The sequence below is a fragment of the Prauserella sp. PE36 genome (assembly GCF_003311655.1).
GTDB lineage: Bacteria > Actinomycetota > Actinomycetes > Mycobacteriales > Pseudonocardiaceae > Prauserella_A > Prauserella_A endophytica.
This window is the reverse complement of the sequence record NZ_QEQT01000107.1, coordinates 24,422-40,473: the sequence shown is the minus strand read 5'-3', so window position 1 is coordinate 40,473 and position 16,052 is coordinate 24,422. Positions and strand designations below refer to the sequence as shown.

The following is a 16,052-nucleotide window of genomic DNA, read 5'->3' as shown; positions in this document are numbered from 1 at the left end:
GCCGGTGACGCTCGTGCGAGGATCGTGCGCATGTCCGTGAGCGTTGCCGACGTGATCGCCGCGCTGGACGCGGCGTACCCCCGTGAGCTGGCCGAATCGTGGGACGCGGTGGGACTCGTGTGCGGTGATCCCGCCGAGCCCGCCGACCGCGTGCTGGTGTGTGTCGACCCCGTCGCCGCGACCGTGGACGAGGCCATCGAGACCGGGGCGCGGCTGATCGTCGCGCACCATCCGCTGCTGCTGCGCGGGGTGCACGGGGTCGCGGCCGACTCGGCCAAGGGCTCGCTCGTGCACCGCATGATCCGCGAGGGCATCGCGCTGTTCTGCGCCCACACCAACGCCGACTCCGCCAACCCCGGCGTCTCCGACGCGCTCGCCGCGGCTCTCGGCCTGACCGTGCTGCGCCCGCTCGCGCCCCACGCCGACGACGCTGACACCGGCATCGGGCGCATCGGCGAGCTGCCCGGTCCGGAGCCGTTCGCCCGGTTCGTCGAGCGCGTCGGCGCGGCACTGCCGTCCACCGCGCCCGGGGTGTACGGCGCCGGCGACCCGGACCGTCCGATCAGGACGGTCGCGGTGTCGGGCGGAGCGGGGGACAGCTACCTGGCGGCGGCGACCGAGGCCGGCGTCGACGCCTACGTCACCGCCGACCTCCGGCACCACCCGGCGGGTGAGCACCTGGAGCAGCGCGGCCCCGCGCCCGCTCTGGTCGGCGTCACGCACTGGGCCAGCGAGTGGCCGTGGTGCGGGCAAGCCGCCGAGGTGATCCGGTCTGCGGGTACCGTCGAGGTTCACGTCTCCACGCGGTGTACCGACCCGTGGAACGTCCGAGCGAACGGGAGTACGAAGTGAAGGCAGACCCCGCCGTGCAGCGGCAGCTGCTCGACCTCGCCAAGGTGGACGCCGAGCTCTCCCGGGTGGCGCATCGCCGCCGCACCCTGCCCGAGCTGGCGGAGATCGCCGAGGCTGAGAAGACGCTGCGGGAGCGCAGGGACGCGCTGGTTGCCGTGCAGACCTCGGCGTCGGACCTCGACCGCGAGGTGCAGAGGCAGGAGCGCGAGGTGGAGTCGGTGCGGGCCCGCGCCGACCGGGACCGCAAGCTGATGGAGTCGGGCTCGGTCTCGGCCAAGCAGCTCACCGACCTGGAACACGAGCTGGCGACGCTCGACCGGCGGCAGTCCGCGCTGGAGGACGACCTGCTGGAGCTGATGGAGCGGCGGGAGGCCGTCGAGCTGGACATGCAGCGCACGAGCGCCGAGGTGAGCAACGCCGAGCAGCAGCTCGCCGACGCGGGCAAGCGGCGCGACGAGGTGTTCGCCGACCTCGACGCGACCCAGGCCCGCCGCGACGAGGACCGGGCCGCGCTGGTGCCGAGGTTCCCTGCCGACCTGCTCGCGCTCTACGAGCGGGTGCGGGAGCAGAAGGGCATCGGGGCGGCGCTGCTGCGCTCGCGCCGGTGCGGGGCGTGCCAGCTGGAGCTCGACCGCAACGCGATCTCGGAGATCAAGGCTGCGGCCGAGGACGAGGTCGTGCGGTGCGAGAACTGCGGGGCGATCATGGTGCGCACGCTGGAGTCGGGTCTGTGACCGAGCGCGTCGTCGTCGAGGCCGACGGCGGGTCGAGGGGCAACCCCGGCCCGGCGGGCTACGGCGCGGTGGTCAAGGACGCCGACACCGGGCAGGTGCTCGCCGAGCGCAAGCAGGGGCTCGGCGTCGCGACCAACAACGTGGCCGAGTACCGGGGCCTGATCGCCGGCCTGGAGGCGGCCGAAGAGGCGGGTGCGTCCACTGTGGACGTCCGGATGGACTCGAAGCTCGTGGTGGAGCAGATGTCCGGGCGGTGGAAGATCAAGAACGCGGCCCTGCAGCCGCTCGCGACGCGGGCGCGTGAGCTGGCCGGCCGGTTCGCGGGCGTCCGGTACGAGTGGATCCCGCGCGCCCTCAACTCCCACGCCGACCGGCTCGCCAACGAGGCGATGGACACCCAGGAGTCCGGCTCCTCCGAGGAGCCCTCAGCGGACAAGGGCCCCGACCGGGTGAGCCCGACGGGCTGGACGGGCGCGACGGGCACGCCGACGCGGTTGCTGCTGCTGCGGCACGGGCAGACGGAGATGTCGGTGGAGCGCCGCTACTCGGGGCGCGGCGACGTCGGCCTCACCGAGCAGGGCAGGTGGCAGGCACAGGCCGCGGCGAAGCGGCTCGCCGGGATGGAAGGTCTCGGCGACGAGCCGCTGCCGATCGTGGCGTCACCGCTGACGAGGACGATGCAGACGGCGCAGGCCGTGGCGGACGCCGTCGGCGGGCGGGTGAGCACGCTGCCGGGGCTGGTGGAGACCGACTTCGGGGAGTGGGATGGCCTGACGTTCGCGGAGGCCACGCGCCGCGACCCGGACGTGCACCGGCGGTGGATGAGCGACACGTCGGTGGCCGCGCCGGGCGGCGAGAGCTTCGACCAGGTGCACAAGCGGGTACGAGAGGCTCTGGACGAGCTGTTCGCGGCGTACCCGGGCCGGACGGTCGTGGTGGTCAGCCACGTGACGCCGATCAAGTCGCTGCTGCGCGTGGCGCTCGAAGCGGGCCCCTCGCTGCTGTTCCGCCTGCACCTCGACCCGGCGTCCCTTTCGATCGCCGACTTCTACCCGGACGGCAACGCCTCCGTCCGCCTCGTCAACGACATCTCCCACCTCCGCTGACCCACGCCGCCGAACGGGAGCAAGGGAGCTTTACTCCCGTTTGGCGGGAGCAAAGCTCCCTTGCTCCCGCAGGAGATCACCCCTTTGGCGCAGGGGCCGGGAGGGCGGGCGTACCCTCGTCCAGTGGACGAGTTGGCAGGGCGGCCGCGACCTCGGTGCCCGCGAGGGCGCCGGGCCGAGGAAAGTCCGGACTCCGTAGGGCAGGGTGGTTGCTAACGGCAACCCGGGGTGACCCGCGGGACAGTGCCACAGAAAACAGACCGCCCCGCGGCAACGCGGGGTAAGGGTGAAACGGTGGTGTAAGAGACCACCAGCGTCCCGGGTGACCGGGACGGCTCGGTAAACCCCACCCGGAGCAAGGCCAAGAGGGAGCTGACGCTCCTGCGCAGGCGTTCGAGGGTAGCCCGCCCGATGCCTGCGGGTAGGCCGCTGGAGCCTGCCGGCGACGGCAGGCCGAGATGGATGGTCGCCGCCCGCGTTCGCGCGGGAACAGAATCCGGCTTACATGCCAACTCGTCCACCCAGTAGGTCCCGGCCTCGGCCGGATGCGCTGATCTGGTCTGGAGACACCCCCTGCGACGCCATCTGAACTCCCGTCGCCGGAACACAGGGCTGCTTCAATCGCCGCGCCGGGTTCGCGTGACTCAGGTCTGCGGCCGTTCACCGTCGCGCGACGGGGTCGTGGTGCTGCCGGTGGCCAGGTTCGCGCCCGTGGGCAGCGGCTCGGTCTTCTGATCCGCGTCGTGTCGGCCGGCGCGCTTTCCCGGCGTCGAGGTGAGCGCGGGACCTCCCCAGCGGTGCGGGTTGTGCTCGTCATCGAGCCGATGTCTGCTCATGGTGGTTTCGTGGGTCAGTGCCGGCGAAGGGCCTTGATCACAAGCTGGCCGATGACGAGGTAGAGCAAAGCGGCCAGGCCGTAGTTCATGACCACGCCGAGGACCGCGTCGTCCGGGGTGAAGACATCGCCCAGGCCGAGTACGAGCGCCTTGGCGACGGTGTAGATGGTCGCGACGAACCCGTTGCCCTGGTTGGCGTCCAGTACCACGAACAGGATGTGCAGGACGAACACGGCAACGACGACACTGACAACGGCCCGAACCAGCGCGATGACGGCATTGGCCCCGTCGTCGCGGCGCCGCTCGGGCTCGGGGGCGCGGCCGGCGTATCCGGCTGCACGCGGGTCGCCGCGGTACGGGTCGGAACCGTGGTAGGGGTCGTAAGTCATGGCCGCGAATTCTGACAACCGGGTTCGTGAATAACAACCCCCTCTGAGATATGGACCACCATCCGGTGGACGGGCGTCATAACCTGCGGAAACGGACACTTTTCACAATTCTTGTCGTGGTGCGGAGCGATTTCTGCCTTTCACGGCCTTTACCCTGTCCGGGTGAACGGCAGACGAGGCACGTTGTGAGCGAGGTCGGGCAGTTGCTCGCCGGTCGCTACCGGCTACGGCGTCGGCTGGGCAGCGGCGCGATGGGCGTGGTGTGGAAGGCCGTCGACGAACGGCTCGGCCGCCCGGTCGCCGTGAAGCAGTTGCTCCGCCAGCCCGGCTCGGACGCCGTGCGGGCCGAAGAGGCGCGACAGCGGGCCATGCGCGAGGCGCGGATCGCCGCCAAGCTGCGGCATCCCCATGTGATCGCCGTACACGACGTCGACGAGCACGACGGTTCGCCGCTGCTGGTCATGGAGTACTTCCCGGGTCGCAGTCTCGCCGATGTCCTCACCGAGGGGCCGCTGACCCCGATCGAGGTGGCCGACATCGGGGCGCAGGCCGCCTCGGCACTGGCCGCGGCGCACGAGGCCGGGATCGTGCATCGCGACGTCAAGCCGGGCAACCTCCTGCTCGGCGACGACGGCACGGTGAAGATCACCGACTTCGGCATCTCCCGTGCCACCGGCGACGTCACCGTGACCCAGACCGGAGTTCTCGCGGGCACACCCGCCTATCTCGCGCCGGAGATCGCCCAGGGCAAACCGCCCACGGCCGCCTCGGACGTGTTCTCCCTCGGCACCACGCTGTACGCGGCGGTGGAGGACGCTCTCCCCTTCGGTGAAGGAGAGGAGAACCCGATCGCGGTCCTGCACCAGGTCGCCGCAGGGGTACTGCCGCCGCCGCGACAGGCCGGCCCGCTCGCGCCGGTCCTGACCGCGATGCTCGCCGTGGATCCCGCCGCGCGACCCACCGGCGCCGAGGCCGCTCAGGCATTGCGAGCCGTGGCGAAGGGTGAGGAGCCCATGCTCGCCCCCGCGGCGGCGGCACTCGTCGGCGCGGGAGCGCCCGACGCCGCCACCGACCCGATGGCCAGCACGAGCGCGCCCACGATGACCGTCCGGCCTGCGCCCGGAGGGTCCGGCACCCGGTTGGACCTGCGACCGCTGGACGACCTGACACCTGAGCAGCCCGCCACCCCGGCGCCGTCTCCTCGCCCCCGTCGCCGGTGGTGGCTGGCCGCCGCAGGCGCGCTCGTCGCGCTCGTGCTGGCCGGGATCGCCCTCGCGAACTGGACCGGGGACAACGACACCGCCACCGGAACCACGACCCGCCCAGCAGCCCCCACCACGCGCGCACTCACCGCGGGTGACCTGCAGAAGGTCGTCTCCGCGTTCTACGCCGCGCTGCCCGAGCACCCCGACCGCGCCTGGACACACCTCGCGCCCACGCTCCGCGCGCAGGGCAAGGACCGGTTCGACGGCTACTGGGCGGGAGTCGATGCCGTCGAGATCATCTCCGCGCCCCGCGCCACCGGCCAGGGCACCGTTCACGCCGGTGTCACGCTGACCATGGCCGACGGCACCACGGTGACCGAGTTCCACCAGTTCGGCGTCGCCGACATCGACGGCACGCCGCGGCTCGTCACCGACACCATCCTGCACAGCCAGACCACGGCACCCGCACCTCCGCCGTTACCGGCCGAGGACGACCGCGGTGATGACGACAAGGACGAAGGCGACGACGAGAAGGCGGACGAGGACCGCAAGGGCGAGGAGGACAAGAAGGGCGAAAAGGAAAAGAAGGGCCACGGCGACGGCGGCTGAGCCGAGATCACACGTCGGCCCACCGGGCCAACCCAGTCCGTCCAATGCCGTTGGTTCCGTCCAGTTCCGACCGTTCCGGGCCGGCTGGCGCCGCTACGCTCGCCCCCATGGATCACGCAGAAGCCCGCGCCGCCGCGGCCCGCTGTCACCGTGCTCTCGAACCCCTCCACTCGATGGTCTACTTCGCGCCCGAGGCCGAGGAGGCCTATGCCGGTGTCGGCCTTGCCCGGGGCAGGCTCCAGTACTTCGCCAGCAGGGGCGCCCCGCTCGGCCCCGTCGGCCCCGAGGTGGTCGCCGCGACGTTCTACAACTTCAACCCCGAGCTCGTCGCCCGCCACATCCCGCGCGCGTGGACGATCGCGAGCCCGGAGGCGATCATCGGCGCCCGGTTCGACGCCGCGGGCGCCGCGCTGCGCAGACTGCTCGGCTCCGAGCTCGCCGAATCGGACACCCTCACCGAGCTCGCCGCGCTGGTGCGCGAGGCGGCCGACGGCTGTGTGGCCGAAGGCCGCGTCCTCTACGCGGCGCATGCCGCGCTGGACTGGCCGGACGATCCTGTACTCGTCCTCTGGCACGGCGCCTCCCTCCTGCGGGAGTACCGGGGCGACGGGCACATCGCCGTGCTCGTGAGCGAGGGCCTCGCCGGGCTGCCCGCGCTGATCACGCACACCGCGACGGGCAAGGGCTTCATCGAGGACGTCGCCAGGACGCTGCGCGGCTGGTCGGAGGAGCAGTGGGCCCAGGCCGCCGACGAACTGCGCGAGCGAGGACTGCTCGACGCGGAAGGGAAACTGACCGAACTCGGCGCCGAGACGCGGCAGCGGATCGAGGACCAGACCAATGCCGCCGCGGTCGCGCCGTTCCGGTGGATCGGCGCGGACAAGGCGGAGCGGATCCACGCGCTCGGTCGAGAGCTGAGCAGGAAGGCCCTCGCCGAGGGCGCGTTCCCACCAGGCATCTTCGCTGGGCGTAAGTGAGCTCCTGACGAAAACCCCCACAACGGGCTAAGCGTCACGGAGAGTGCCGAAAACAGGGGGCCAGACTGTGCGCGCCGTAGTGCCCTTCGCTCTTTCGGTTGGAGCTCGGTCACGACGGCGCTCGCAACCCCTGTCACGGACCGGAGCCCGGTGCTGCGGCCGATCGGGGCATGGTTCACTGTTCTCGCCAGCATCAACCGGTGGAACCCCGTACTCACAGTGAGAAGGATCTACGCGTGTGAGTGAGTCCATGCGCACACTAGGAAATCCGGGTGGACAGGGTTAATCCTGGACGCTGTTCCGGCGATGATGGAGGGCGGACGAGTTTCAGTGAGCGCAATGGCGATGACCACCGGGCGCAAGGGTCCACTATGGCCCGTAGCCCTTTGACCACTATGTGTCGTAACGCCATGATGTTGTTTGAACACGGCAAGTGCTGGAACCTCTGTGTGGCACACACCAGTGTGTCGCACACCACACTCCGGGCACTCGGGAGTACGCGATGACCACGATGACGCTTGCGGCACTGGCGCAAGGTGAGCTCGGCACCGGCAACGTCCGGCAATGGCTCCTCGACAACATTGTCCCGCTGGTACTGCTCGCGGTCGCTCTGCTGCTGCTCTGGCTGGGCGGCGGCAAGGGCGACAACGCCGGCGTGATGCGCAGGCTCGCCGGTGTGGTGATCGCGTTGGCGATCATCGGGCTTGCGGTCAGCGGTCTCGGAGTCAACGTCGGCGAATGGATCGCCGGCCTGTTCACAGGCTGACCCGGGGCCGCCGCAGTGCGCATTCGAACCGATGACGAGGTCTACCGGGTCGACGCGGTCTGGCTCGGCCCGCCGAAGGCCACGTTCCCGTGGCGCGCCCGGTATGTGGCGTGGGGCATCGGGATTCCACTGTTCCTCGTCACCCTCGGCGTCGAGCGGCAGCTCGGCTTCGGTTTCGGCTTCTTCACCACGGCGTGGGCCTTCGTCATCACGATCGCCCTCACCAGACTGATCACCGCGAAGATCAGCCACGAACGGCCGCTCAGCGCGGTGTTCGCGATGTGGGTGAGGGAGCTGCAGGCGCCGCGCGAGAAGACCAGCGGCACCGGCGGGGCGGCGAGCGCCAGCAAGATCAAGGTGCGCACCGAGCGGCCGAGGCCGAAGCGTGCCAGGGGCAGGGCGCGGCGCCCGGCCCCACGCTATGACCACAACCCGCCCGTCCCAGGAAGGCCGGTGAGCACTGCGAGCCCCGCCCGGTACCCGTCCCGAGACAGCACAGCACGAGCACGCCGCCGCCGTACCTCGGCGCCGGTGGGGAGGTAGTCCTTGTTCGGTCGCGACCGCAGCCGGAAGGCACAGCAGCCGGCACAGTCGAAGCAGGCCGAGGGCGGCCGCCGAGGCAGGCGGCTGCCCGGTGAGCAGGCCATACCCACCTACACGCCGTCCATCGCGGCGCGCTCGATCGACGGGCACCTGCTCCGGACCGGCCACGAGGTCTACGCCTGGTACCGGCTCGCCCCGCAACGCTGGTCCTTTCGGTCCGACTCGCAGCGCAAGGACCTGATCGCCGCCATCGCGGGCCAGTACGCCGAGTTGCAGGGCCGATGGATGCACCTGCGCGTGACCACGCGGCCGTACCCGATCCGGATGTGGGCCGAGGCGCACGTGCACAACGCCCACGACCGGCCGTCCGACGTGCCGGGCTCGCTGTCCTTCGACGACTACCTCGTCGGCGAGCAGCAGCAGCTGATGGGCCGCTCCATGGCGGAGAAGGAGGTCTACCTCGGCGTGCAGGTCCAGACCCGCCGGGTCGTGGACCGTGCCGTCGAGCGGGCAGCGCCGCTGCTGCGCAAGATCCTGCCCGAGGCCGTGGACGCCGAGCTGACCGCGCTGGACTCCGAGGTCGAGCACCTGGACCAGGTCATCGGGTCGAGCGGGCTCGAGGGCAGGCCGGTGCACGCCGAGGAGATGTCCTGGCTGATGCACCGCTCGTGCTCGCTGGGCCTGCCCGCGCCCCGCAACCTGCCCGCCGTGCCGGGCGCGGCGTGGGAGCCGGAGGACCTCGCGAGCTTCACCGACGCCGCCGACTTCCACAGCGACCCGTACGCGCCGACCGTCACCGTGCGCGGCCGCACCGGCTCCAACGCGGGCGTCAAGCGTCACGTCGCCGTGCTGACCGTGGGGCAGATGCACGGCCTGCAGATCCCCGAGGTCGACGACCCGTGGGTGCAGCACGCCGACCGCCTGCCCGCCGCCGTCGAGTGGTCGGCCCGCATCTACGTGCGCAGGCCCGAAGAGGTCGCGGGAGAGCTGCAGCGCCAGATGAACAAGGTGCGCTCGCAGGTCAAGCACTACACCGACGAGCACGAGCTGGAACCGCCGCAGTCGCTGGCGCGGCAGGCGTCGCGCGTGCTGGAGATCGACGACGAGATGACGTCGGGCTTCACCGCGCTGGCCACCCGCGTGCGGTCGTGGTGGCGGCTCGCGGTGTCCGGGCCCACCGAGCGCGAGGCCCTGCGCCTGGCCCAGCAGCTGCTGGACCTCTACAAGCCCAAGGTCGCCATCGAGCACCCCGAGGCGCAGTACGCGATGGCCAGGGAGTTCATCCCGGGCGAGCCGCTGTCGAACGGCGCCTACCTCCGGCGCGGCTCGGTGGTCTGGGCCGCCTCGTCGGTGCCGACCGCGACGGCCGAGGTCGGCGACCGGCGCGGGATCCTGCTCGGCGAGACCTGCACGGCCACGCGGCGTCCCGTCGCCTGGGACCCGTGGATGGCGCAGGAGATCCGCGACGGCTCCGGTCTCACCGCGATGGTCGCCGGACTCGGTGGAGGTAAGTCCTTCCTCGGCGGCGGCATCGTCTACAAGACACTGCGCGCAGGGGCGCACTGGACGATTCTCGACCCGTCCGGACCGCTGTCGCGGCTGTGCGACCTGCCCGAGCTGCGCCCGTACGCACGGCCGATCAACCTGCTCAACGCGCAGCCCGGCATCCTCAACCCGTACCGGGTGGTCGCCGAACCGCAGCTCGACCACTTCCTCGACGAGGAGGACCCGGAGCGCGCGTGGCGGCGCGAGCGGGCACTCGCAGGCGCCACCCGGCGTCGTCTCGTCCTCGACGTGCTCACGGGCGTGCTGCCCTACGACGTCGCAAGGATGCCGCAGACCCGGATCGTGCTCCTGCGTGCGGTGCGGACCGTCGGTGGCCGCTACGACGCCGACCCCGGCCAGGTCATCGACGCGCTGCGGCGCGACTCCAGCGAGCATCACGAGCACGCCGTCGTGGTCGCGGACTTCCTCGACGAGCTGCGCGAACGCATGTCGCTGCTCATTCCCGAGACCGGTGCCGACCCATACTCCGACACCCGCGACGACCGGCTCACCGTGCTCACGATGGCCGGGCTGACGCTGCCCAAGGAGGGCGTCGGGCGCGAGCACTGGACCGACGCCGAGGCGCTCGGCGTGGAAATGCTGAACCTCGCCGCGTGGCTCACCCAGCGCTCGGTCTACGAGAAGCCGAAGGACCAGCGCAAGGGCGTCTGGATCGACGAGGCGTTCTTCCTCTCCGAGGTGCCCACCGGTCGCGTGCTGATGAACCGCTTCGCGCGTGACTCGCGGAAGTGGAACGTCCGCGTGCTGCTGTCGTCACAGATTCCCGCCGACTTCCTGAAGATCCAGGGCTTCGTGGCGCTGCTCGACTCGGTGTTCGTCGGCAGGCTCGACGACGACGAGACCCAGTCCGACGCGCTGCGCCTGCTGAAAGTGCCCGTCGGCGTCGGCTACGAGCAGGTCGTGGCGGCGCTCGGCAGGCGGCCCGGCTCGCAGCGCGAGGTCGAACGCGACCGCGACCCGAGGCAGTTCATCTTCGCCGACGGCGCAGGCGGCGTCGAGCGGATCCGTGTCGACTTCTCCGGGCCGCACCTCGAGCACCTGCGCAACGCGCTCGACACCACGCCCGGCTCCACACAGGACCGAACCCCGGCAAGGCCCGGCGCGGAGCAGCCGAGGGAGCCCGAGTACCACGTGCCCGAGCCCCCGCTTCCGGAGGACGACTTCGAGGAGGACCTCGAGCGGGCGGCCGAGCTGGAGGTAGGCCTCACCGAGGAGCAGGTGCTGGAGGAAGCCGATCCCGACCGTGTGCCGGAGCGGACGGGTGAGGAGAGGCAACCGGCGAGGGCGGGCAAGAACGGCACCGGCCGGGACGCCGCATGAACACCGTGCTGACGCTGCTCGTCGTTTTCCTGTGCGCCTGGGCCTGGCACGGCGCACGGACGAGGCGACGACGAGGTGAGGGCCCCGCACGGGGCCGCAAGAGATACGCGGCACTGGTCGCGACCATCGCGATCCTCGGTCTGCAGGCCGTCGTCACGGCACCCCCCGCCCACGCACAGGGTTGCGAGGCCCCCAACCCGGAACGCCCCGGATCCGGCATGGTCGGCGCGATCGACCCGACCAGGGGCCAGGGCGAGGCCGGCAGCACGTACCTCGACTACGGCTACGCCGGAATGGTGTGGAACGTCTACGACTGCGACAGTGGTGCGCTGGGGCTCACCGACCCCAACACCACCGTGGACACGTGGGCGGGCAACCAGCTCTTCAACATCGGCAAGAACATCGTCGGGGCCACCAACTCACTGCACTACACGGTGCTCGAGGGTGGGCTGCTCAACCCCATCTACAACGCCGTCTCCAAGGGCGCCGAGGCCGTCTACAGCAACATCTACGCCCAGCTCTTCGGGCTCGCGGCGTTGTTGCTGGCAATCTTCATGTTCCGCAACATCTGGCGCGGTGACCTCGCGACGGTGAGCAAACGGGCGCTGTTCGCTTTGGGCGGGATCTGGCTCGCGGCGTCGTCACTGGCGCTGTTGCGCTACTACGACGAGATCGACCGCGCGATCGTCCAGACCACCACCAACATCCAGGCCGGTTTCGTCGACGAGACGGAGAACCGCGTCGTCCGGCACGTGCTGCCGACCGACCTGCACGACAAGGTGGTCTACGAGAGCTGGCTGCGCGGCATGTTCGGCTCGCCGGAGGCGCCGCAGGCCGAGGAGTTCGGCAGGCGCCTGCTGGACGCGCAGGCGTTCACGTGGGAGCAGATGCGCGCGGGCGACGACGCGGACCAAGCCGTCATCGACGGCAAGAAGGAAGAGTTCAAGAACATCTCCACGCAGCTGGGTCCCGCGGCCGGCTACTTCACGGGTGAGGACGGCAGCCGGACGGGTGCCGGTTTCCTCTCGCTGTTGCAGAGCCTCGCGTACGCGCTGTTCCAGCTGTTCGCCAAGGCGGCCGTGCTGCTGGCGCAGATCCTCGTGCGCCTGTTCACGCTCACCGCGCCGCTGATCGGGCTCGTCGCGATCCTGCATCACGATGTCCTGCGGCGCGTCGGCAAGGTCATCGGGTCGGTGGCGTTCAACCTGATCGTGCTCTCCGTGCTCGCCGGTGTGCACGCGCTGCTGTTGCAGGCGATCTTCGCGGCGGGCAACTCGCTGTCGATGCTGACTCAGATCGTGCTCGCGGGCCTGGTGACGATCCTGCTGTTCCTCGTCGGCAGGCCGGCGAGGCGGCTCTGGCAGATGGTCGAGATGTCGGTGAGCATGGTCGGCTCCGCCGTCCCGACACCGAGAGGTGGCCTCCTCTCGCGGTTCCGCAAGAAGAGCGACGAGCCGACGCCGCAGGACGAGTTCTGGCGCAACGTGCGTGACGACGACGAGGCGGCGGGCGGTGCGGCGACCAGGGGTCACGCCGGCGCGACCAGCGGCGGCCGGTTCCGTCCCGAGGCCACCGTGTTCGCCAACTCCCAGCGCCTCGACACCGGCGGAGCGGCGGCGGCTCACCCCTCGACGAACTGGCCGACCGCGGTGGGCGGTGCCGAAGGGCGTCCCGCGCTGCCCGCGGGTGGAGGCGCGCCCGCGGGCGCCTTCGCGAGCTACGTGCCGGGCCGATCGCCGGGCGACTATGCCCAGCCGCGGACGGTGATCGCGTCGAGCAGGCGGGTCGACACCGCGCCGGTGACCGACCGCGGCTGGGACCGCGGCGACGACGATCCGGTGGTCGTGCCCTCGCGCATGGCGTCCGTGGGCGTCGGGTCGGCGTCGTCCGACCAGCCTCGCGAGACGATGCCGGGACCGCCGCCACCGGCGACCGTGCCGCCGCAACCGCGCCGGGTCGAACCGGAGCTGGTGGCAGGCAAGCCGGTGTTCGTGCTGTACCGGCCGTCCAGGGGACTCGAGGTTCGGGGCAGTGAACACGGGGAGTCCCGCGACACGGACCACGTGGTGCGGTAGGGGGTCGCGATGCCGATTCGTACCAACCGTGGCCGGGCGGCCGTGTACCGCCGCCTGTGGGGCTGGCCGCTGCGCTCGCCGACGCACCTGATCGGCACGTTCATCGTGGTCGTTGCCGTGCTCGTGGCCGCGGGGATCGTGGTGCCGAGGCTGGTCGGCGACTCCGGCGCGGGGGCCACCCCGCCCGCGGGCCAGTCGACCGGTGCCGCCGGCTCGGCCACTGGCGACCGGCTGACCACCACCAGCCCGTTGCCGACGCGGCTGTCCGAGCCGCTCGCCAAGCCCACCACCGCGCCGCCAGCACCCGCCGCGCTGCGGGTCGCGGCCAACTGGGCGGCGGCCTGGGTGAACCACCCGCAGGGCGTCACCAACGAGCAATGGCTCGAAGGCCTGCGTCCGTACACCACGGAGGAGTACCTGCCGGTGATGCGGAGCGTGAATCCGGCGAACATCCCGGCCACGAAGGTCACCGGGGAGCCCAGCGCCACCGCCTCCTTCACCAGCTCCGTCGAGGTCCAGGTACCCACGGACGGCCCCACCCTGAGCATCACCGTGGTCAGCACGAACGCCGGCTGGCGTGTCGCCGACTACCACCAGGCGGGTTAGCGTGCGCGCGGGGCTACTGGTCGGGTGTGTCACCGCGGCCGTCATCACCGTGCTGCTGGCCGTCGGGATGGTCGCCATCATCGACAGCCAGCGGCAGCAGGCCCAGGGCGTGACGCCGCTGAGCTGCGACGCGGCGATCGGACCGACGCAACCCGGCCTGGCGAGCAAGGGCGAGGCCGACGCGAGCGAACTCGACGAGGAGCAGCGGGGCATCGTCTCGCTCATCATCTCGATCGGCAAGGAACGCAAGCTCTCCCCGCGCGCATGGCAGATCGCCATCCAGGCCGGGATGACCGAGTCGCGGCTGCGCAATCTCAACTACGGCGACCGCGACTCGCTGGGCATTTTCCAGATGCGGCCGTCGATGGGCTGGGGCACGGTCGAGCAGGTCACCAATCCGCCGTACCAGGTCAACAAGTTCTACGACGTGCTGGAAGAGGTCGACGGCTGGGAGGAGATGCGGCCCGGCGACGTCGCGCAGGCCGTCGAGCGCTCGGCGTTCCCCGACCGCTACCACAACTGGGAGCCGATGGCGGTCCACCTCGTCGAGAACATGGGCCAGGTCGAGAACGCGTCGGGCTGCGGTGAGAGCGCCGGACCGGTGTTGCCGCCGAACCAGGTGGCGGGACAGGCCATCCAGTTCGCGCTGGGGGAGCAGGGCAAGCCGTACGTCTGGGGCGCGACCGGTCCGAATTCGTACGACTGCTCGGGACTCATGCTGCGGGCGTACGAGGCGGCCGGGATCACGCTGCCGCGTGTGTCCAGGGACCAGTACAAGGCGGGCGCGATGCTGCCGGTGGAGCAGGCCCAGCCGGGCGACCTGCTGTTCTGGGCGTACGACCCGTCGAACCCGAGCACCATCCACCACGTGGCGATGTATCTCGGTGACGGGAAGATGGTGGAAGCGCAGCAGAGTGGTGTGCCGGTGCACACGAGGGAAGTGTCGTGGGACGAGGCCGAGCTCGTTCCGCAGGCGGTCAGGCCTGGCGTGTGAGTACTACGTGGAGTGAGTGTCGTGGCCAAGAAGTGGGGTAAACGCGGAAAGCAGGGTGGCCAGTCCGCCGGACTCGACGCCGACCCTCGGAACATGTTCGGGTACCCGCAGGCGCCGAGAAGCGCTCCGCCCGCGTCCAGCACGCCGCTCGCCGACCACCTGCGCCGGGGCTGGCCGGGAGTCGACGCGGGGTACGTCGTGCTGCCGCGCTCGATCGCGGAGTCGATGCCGCTGCCGTGGCAGCAGCAGATGGCGGCGCTGCTCGCCCAGTTCCACGACACCCACGCCCGGCTGTCGTGGCCGACCTACCGGGTGGTGCCTTCGCGGCCGGAGCGGCTCATCGACCTCGACGAGGAGCAGCTCGCCGAGGCCGGTTACCTGGTGGAGATCGACGCTGACGGCGAGATGGTCTACCGCGAGCGCAGCGGCCGGAAGGTGGAGGATCCAGAGCACACGACGGTGCTGGTGTCGTGCCTCGACCCGATCGTGCGGGGTGCACAGCAGACTGTGCAGCAGGCGCCGGCGCCCGCGCAGGGCAGGCCGGCGCCGATGAACATCGGTCCGCAGCCGGTGTGGCGTACGACGTCGGCCTCGGCACCGTCGGCTCCACCGTTGCCGCCTCCGCCGACGGCGCCCTCGGTGTCCTCGCCGCAGGCGAGGGAGTCGGTGGAGCAGCCCCCGGCGTCGCCCGCGGAAGCCAAATCGGCACCGGCGGCCGCGCCGGAACCACCTGCGGCGGTGACCCCTGCGCCTGAACCTGCGGTGGCGGTGTCGCCCGAGCCGGAGCCACCTGCGGCGGTGACCCCAGCGCCTCCGGTGTCCCCCTCGGCCTCGGCAGCCGAGTCTCCTGCGGAGCAGGAGACCGTCGCGCGTCCGGTGCCCCCGTCGGCTCCGGCGTCCGGATCGTCCGCGGTTCGGGAACCTGCCGCGGCGCCCGAGCCGCCCGCGGAGCCGCCGTCGGCTCCGTCCGCCGAGGACGTCGACGTGGACACCCCGCCACGCGGCATCGCCGTTCAACGGCCCGCGGAAACCGCGGCGGAGCCGGCGGCGCAGCAGCCGCCCGCTGGGCAAGCGCGGTCAGAGCGGGGCTGGTTCGACGAGATGCCGGGGGATCGGGGTGGCGAGCGAGCCGGCCGCGCGGAGCCGAGTGAGGCGGGTCAGGGCGGCGAGTTCGGGCCTACCGGTGACGAACCCACGGAGATCCCGTATCGGTACCGCCGCTGACGGTGGCCGCCGGGGCGGCCACGTGTCAGGCTCGGAACATGGCACCGATGAGCAAGGACCCGAACCCGGCCGCAGGCTGGTGGTACAACACCCGGACCGGTGAGGTCGAGCACGGCGAGCTGTCGCGTTCGATCGATCGCCTGGGGCCGTACCCGGACGAGGCGACCGCTCGCCGTGCACTGGAGATCGCCCGCGAGCGGACCCGGGCCGCGGACCGAGCCGATGCCGACTGGGACAGCGAGGACTGACC

15 protein-coding genes and 1 other RNA gene are annotated in these 16,052 nt (G+C 71.2%); 14 read left to right on the top strand and 2 right to left on the bottom strand.

Features of this window, described 5'->3' with window-relative positions:
* Window positions 1–30 precede the first annotated feature (30 nt).
* From DI005_RS34480 to rnpB, 4 genes are all read left to right on the top strand, one after another.
* Window positions 31–852 (top strand): Nif3-like dinuclear metal center hexameric protein, encoded by an 822-nt coding sequence (locus tag DI005_RS34480; RefSeq protein WP_113644865.1) that lies wholly within the window; start codon window positions 31–33, stop codon window positions 850–852.
* On the top strand, window positions 849–1,586 hold the full coding sequence (locus DI005_RS34475; RefSeq protein ID WP_112276112.1) for a zinc ribbon domain-containing protein: 738 nt from the start codon (window positions 849–851) through the stop codon (window positions 1,584–1,586). Before DI005_RS34480 ends, DI005_RS34475 begins: the two co-directional genes overlap by 4 nt.
* Complete coding sequence (locus tag DI005_RS34470; protein WP_112276114.1) at window positions 1,583–2,692, top strand: bifunctional RNase H/acid phosphatase; 1,110 nt, start codon at window positions 1,583–1,585, stop codon at window positions 2,690–2,692. Before DI005_RS34475 ends, DI005_RS34470 begins: the two co-directional genes overlap by 4 nt.
* A 128-nt stretch (window positions 2,693–2,820) precedes the next feature.
* Window positions 2,821–3,212: RNase P RNA component class A (gene rnpB / locus DI005_RS34465), an RNA gene on the top strand.
* A gap of 124 nt (window positions 3,213–3,336) precedes the next feature.
* Here the strand turns inward: rnpB and DI005_RS34460 are convergent.
* Entirely contained in the window at window positions 3,337–3,528 is a 192-nt protein-coding gene (locus tag DI005_RS34460; protein WP_113644864.1) for a hypothetical protein, read from the bottom strand.
* Between the two features lie 14 nt (window positions 3,529–3,542).
* Window positions 3,543–3,917 (bottom strand): hypothetical protein, encoded by a 375-nt coding sequence (locus tag DI005_RS34455; RefSeq protein WP_228714169.1) that lies wholly within the window; start codon window positions 3,915–3,917, stop codon window positions 3,543–3,545.
* A 185-nt stretch (window positions 3,918–4,102) separates the two neighbouring features.
* Between DI005_RS34455 and DI005_RS34450 the strand changes: the two genes are divergently transcribed.
* From DI005_RS34450 to DI005_RS34405, 10 genes are all read left to right on the top strand, one after another.
* Window positions 4,103–5,731 (top strand): serine/threonine-protein kinase, encoded by a 1,629-nt coding sequence (locus DI005_RS34450; RefSeq protein ID WP_199543475.1) that lies wholly within the window; start codon window positions 4,103–4,105, stop codon window positions 5,729–5,731.
* Window positions 5,732–5,838: 107 nt separating this feature from the next.
* Complete coding sequence (locus tag DI005_RS34445) at window positions 5,839–6,708, top strand: hypothetical protein (RefSeq protein WP_113644862.1); 870 nt, start codon at window positions 5,839–5,841, stop codon at window positions 6,706–6,708.
* A gap of 502 nt (window positions 6,709–7,210) precedes the next feature.
* Complete coding sequence (locus DI005_RS34440; RefSeq protein ID WP_110335228.1) at window positions 7,211–7,474, top strand: hypothetical protein; 264 nt, start codon at window positions 7,211–7,213, stop codon at window positions 7,472–7,474.
* A gap of 15 nt (window positions 7,475–7,489) precedes the next feature.
* A complete protein-coding gene (locus DI005_RS34435; protein WP_112276120.1) occupies window positions 7,490–8,017 on the top strand; it encodes a hypothetical protein in 528 nt (175 codons plus the stop codon).
* A 3-nt stretch (window positions 8,018–8,020) separates the two neighbouring features.
* The gene (locus DI005_RS34430; protein ID WP_113644861.1) at window positions 8,021–10,903 is read left to right on the top strand and encodes an ATP-binding protein; all 2,883 of its coding nucleotides are present in this window, start codon (window positions 8,021–8,023) and stop codon (window positions 10,901–10,903) included.
* Complete coding sequence (locus DI005_RS34425) at window positions 10,900–12,978, top strand: magnesium transporter (RefSeq protein WP_113644860.1); 2,079 nt, start codon at window positions 10,900–10,902, stop codon at window positions 12,976–12,978. Before DI005_RS34430 ends, DI005_RS34425 begins: the two co-directional genes overlap by 4 nt.
* A 9-nt stretch (window positions 12,979–12,987) precedes the next feature.
* The gene (locus tag DI005_RS34420; protein ID WP_112276126.1) at window positions 12,988–13,584 is read left to right on the top strand and encodes a hypothetical protein; all 597 of its coding nucleotides are present in this window, start codon (window positions 12,988–12,990) and stop codon (window positions 13,582–13,584) included.
* Window position 13,585: 1 nt separating this feature from the next.
* The gene (locus DI005_RS34415) at window positions 13,586–14,578 is read left to right on the top strand and encodes a C40 family peptidase (RefSeq protein WP_112276128.1); all 993 of its coding nucleotides are present in this window, start codon (window positions 13,586–13,588) and stop codon (window positions 14,576–14,578) included.
* Between the two features lie 21 nt (window positions 14,579–14,599).
* A complete protein-coding gene (locus DI005_RS34410) occupies window positions 14,600–15,802 on the top strand; it encodes a hypothetical protein (protein ID WP_113644859.1) in 1,203 nt (400 codons plus the stop codon).
* Between the two features lie 38 nt (window positions 15,803–15,840).
* Window positions 15,841–16,050, top strand: coding sequence for a hypothetical protein (locus tag DI005_RS34405; RefSeq protein ID WP_110335235.1), 210 nt, complete (start codon window positions 15,841–15,843; stop codon window positions 16,048–16,050).
* Window positions 16,051–16,052: the final 2 nt, after the last annotated feature.

What these genes read in the sequence shown, in the direction of transcription:
- DI005_RS34480 (WP_113644865.1), top strand. Translation starts at nt 31, where the DNA reads ATGTCCGTGAGCGTTGCCGACGTGATCGCCGCGCTGGACGCGGCGTAC.
- DI005_RS34460 (WP_113644864.1), bottom strand. Translation starts at nt 3,528, where the DNA reads ATGAGCAGACATCGGCTCGATGACGAGCACAACCCGCACCGCTGGGGA.
- DI005_RS34455 (WP_228714169.1), bottom strand. Translation starts at nt 3,917, where the DNA reads ATGACTTACGACCCCTACCACGGTTCCGACCCGTACCGCGGCGACCCG.
- DI005_RS34445 (WP_113644862.1), top strand. Translation starts at nt 5,839, where the DNA reads ATGGATCACGCAGAAGCCCGCGCCGCCGCGGCCCGCTGTCACCGTGCT.
- DI005_RS34440 (WP_110335228.1), top strand. Translation starts at nt 7,211, where the DNA reads ATGACCACGATGACGCTTGCGGCACTGGCGCAAGGTGAGCTCGGCACC.
- DI005_RS34425 (WP_113644860.1), top strand. Translation starts at nt 10,900, where the DNA reads ATGAACACCGTGCTGACGCTGCTCGTCGTTTTCCTGTGCGCCTGGGCC.
- DI005_RS34420 (WP_112276126.1), top strand. Translation starts at nt 12,988, where the DNA reads ATGCCGATTCGTACCAACCGTGGCCGGGCGGCCGTGTACCGCCGCCTG.
- DI005_RS34405 (WP_110335235.1), top strand. Translation starts at nt 15,841, where the DNA reads ATGGCACCGATGAGCAAGGACCCGAACCCGGCCGCAGGCTGGTGGTAC.